General features: G+C 67.7%; 5 protein-coding genes. 4 read left to right on the top strand and 1 reads right to left on the bottom strand.

Annotation, left to right across the window (positions count from 1 at the left end):
- Positions 1 to 76: 76 nt before the first annotated feature.
- Positions 77 to 418 carry a hypothetical protein gene (locus ACFWM7_RS34875; RefSeq protein WP_383268690.1) on the bottom strand — a complete coding sequence of 114 codons (342 nt, stop codon included), beginning with the start codon at positions 416 to 418 and terminating at the stop codon, positions 77 to 79.
- Between the two features lie 332 nt (positions 419 to 750).
- Here ACFWM7_RS34875 and rpsF point away from each other — a divergent pair, with 332 nt between their 5' ends.
- From rpsF to rplI, 4 genes are all read left to right on the top strand, one after another.
- Positions 751 to 1,041, top strand: coding sequence for a 30S ribosomal protein S6 (gene rpsF / locus ACFWM7_RS34880; RefSeq protein ID WP_018957345.1), 291 nt, complete (start codon positions 751 to 753; stop codon positions 1,039 to 1,041).
- Between the two features lie 74 nt (positions 1,042 to 1,115).
- A complete protein-coding gene (locus ACFWM7_RS34885) occupies positions 1,116 to 1,736 on the top strand; it encodes a single-stranded DNA-binding protein (RefSeq protein ID WP_383268693.1) in 621 nt (206 codons plus the stop codon).
- 43 nt (positions 1,737 to 1,779) lie between these two features.
- Positions 1,780 to 2,016, top strand: coding sequence for a 30S ribosomal protein S18 (gene rpsR, locus ACFWM7_RS34890; protein ID WP_003967857.1), 237 nt, complete (start codon positions 1,780 to 1,782; stop codon positions 2,014 to 2,016).
- Between the two features lie 18 nt (positions 2,017 to 2,034).
- A complete protein-coding gene (gene rplI / locus ACFWM7_RS34895; protein WP_003967856.1) occupies positions 2,035 to 2,481 on the top strand; it encodes a 50S ribosomal protein L9 in 447 nt (148 codons plus the stop codon).
- The last annotated feature ends 45 nt before the right edge of the window (positions 2,482 to 2,526 follow it).

A 2,526-nucleotide genomic window follows, 5' to 3' on the forward strand; every position in this document is an offset into this window, starting at 1 on the left:
GCGCCGCGGGCCGGTGCGGGCGCCCGAGCGCCCGCACCGGCCCGCACTCCGGCCGTCGCTGCGACCGGTGCTCCGGTCAGGTGATCACGCCGCCGAAAAGGCCGCCGTGGGCCATGCCGAGGTAGAAACCGACCGCGGAGGCCCCAAGGCCCATGATCAGGCCGAACCTCTCCCAGGTGGTCTTCGAGATGTACTGGCCGTAGGCGCCGGTCAGAATCCCGATGAGCCCTGCCCAGGAGCTGATCAGGTGCAGATGGTGGAACATCGCCGTGACGAACGCGAGGACGCCGAGCACCCCGGTCACCACCATCAGGACGTCCTGGACGGGATGCGGCCTGCCGTCCGTCGCGAAGAGCGAACCGGTGGCGCGGCGGCCGGCGGGAGACCGGGAGCCTGCGGGGCGGATGGTCTGTGCCATGGAGTACCTCCTGGCCGGACGGATGGGCGGGTGAATCCAGCGCCTCCCGCACCACGGCGGGTGTAGCGCCTCTCACACCGCATCTGTCTCGATTGTGCCCTCTGAGCTCCTGATTTCAACCGGAAGCCGGTCTACGGGTAGTCTGTACGGTCTGCACCGGTGTCTGCCCAGGCCAGCACGGCGAGCCTCTACCCAAGCCCCCACTCGGGGACCGTTCGGGAGCGGATTGTCAGTGCCGGGTGTTCTCCTCGGGGACGCCGTTGCACTACGCATCACGACCCTCCTGCCACGGAACGACCGTGGCCGCTGAGTCCAAAGGAGGTGGGTTCCACATGCGTCACTACGAGGTGATGGTCATCCTCGACCCCGATCTCGAGGAGCGAGCAGTCTCCCCGCTGATCGAGAACTTCCTTTCCGTCGTCCGTGAGGGCGACGGAAAGGTGGAGAAGGTCGACACCTGGGGCCGTCGTCGGCTCGCCTACGAGATCAAGAAGAAGCCCGAGGGCATCTACTCGGTCATCGACCTGCAGGCCGAGCCTGCGGTCGTCAAGGAGCTCGACCGCCAGATGAACCTGAACGAGTCGGTCCTCCGGACCAAGGTCCTCCGTCCCGAGATCCACTGAGCATCTAGCTCAGCGGTTTTCGGGTCCGAGTAGCAGCAAGCAGCCAGAAGCAATCCCCGCCGAGAGGTTCACCCATGGCAGGCGAGACCGTCATCACGGTCGTCGGCAATCTCGTCGACGACCCCGAGCTGCGCTTCACCCCGTCCGGTGCGGCGGTCGCGAAGTTCCGTGTCGCGTCCACTCCCCGCATCTTCGACCGGCAGACCAATGAGTGGAAGGACGGCGAAGGCCTGTTCCTCACCTGCTCGGTCTGGCGTCAGGCGGCGGAGAACGTCGCGGAGTCGCTCCAGCGAGGCATGCGCGTCGTCGTGCAGGGCCGGCTGAAGCAGCGGTCCTACGAGGACCGTGAGGGCGTCAAGCGCACGGTCTACGAGCTGGACGTCGAGGAAGTCGGCCCCAGCCTCAAGAACGCCACGGCCAAGGTCACCAAGACCACCGGTCGCGGTGGTCAGGGCGGCCAGGGTGGATACGGCGGCGGCCAGCAGGGCGGCGGCAACTGGGGCGGCGGTCCCGGTGGCGGTGGCCAGCAGGGCGGCGGCGGTGCACCCGCCGACGACCCGTGGGCGACCGGCACGCCGGCGGCCGGCGGCCAGGGCGGCGGGGGACAGCAGGGCGGCGGAGGCGGCTGGGGCGGAAGCTCCGGCGGTTCCGGCGGCTCCTCTGGCGGCGGCTACTCGGACGAGCCTCCCTTCTAGGGCTGCTCGTACCCCCACTTCTTGATCACACAGGAGAAACACCATGGCGAAGCCGCCTGTGCGCAAGCCTAAGAAGAAGGTCTGCGCGTTCTGCAAGGACAAGACCCAGTACGTGGACTACAAGGACACGAACATGCTGCGGAAGTTCATTTCCGACCGCGGCAAGATCCGTGCCCGCCGCGTCACCGGCAACTGCACGCAGCACCAGCGTGACGTCGCCACGGCTGTCAAGAACAGCCGTGAGATGGCGCTGCTGCCCTACACGTCCACCGCGCGATAAGGGAAGGGTGACAACAGCATGAAGATCATCCTCACCCACGAGGTCTCCGGCCTCGGCACCGCCGGCGACGTCGTCGACGTCAAGGACGGGTACGCCCGTAACTACCTGGTTCCGCGTGGCTTCGCCATTCGCTGGACCAAGGGCGGCGAGAAGGACGTGGCGCAGATCCGCCGCGCCCGCAAGATCCACGAGATCGCGACGATCGAGCAGGCCAACGAGATCAAGGCCAAGCTCGAGGGCGTGAAGGTCCGTCTGGCTGTTCGCTCCGGCGACGCCGGCCGTCTCTTCGGCTCCGTGACCCCGGCCGACGTCGCTGCGGCGATCAAGGCCGCCGGTGGTCCCGACGTCGACAAGCGTCGCGTCGAGCTCGGCTCGCCGATCAAGACGCTCGGCGGACACCAGGTGTCCGTCCGTCTGCACCCCGAGGTCGCAGCGAAGCTCGGCGTCGAGGTCGTTGCTGCCTAAGGGCAGAGCTCAGCAGAGTCAGTGAAGGGCCGCACCCGTTGGGTG

The organism is Streptomyces sp. NPDC058375 (genome assembly GCF_042723425.1).
Taxonomy (GTDB): Bacteria; Actinomycetota; Actinomycetes; order Streptomycetales; family Streptomycetaceae; genus Streptomyces; species Streptomyces durocortorensis.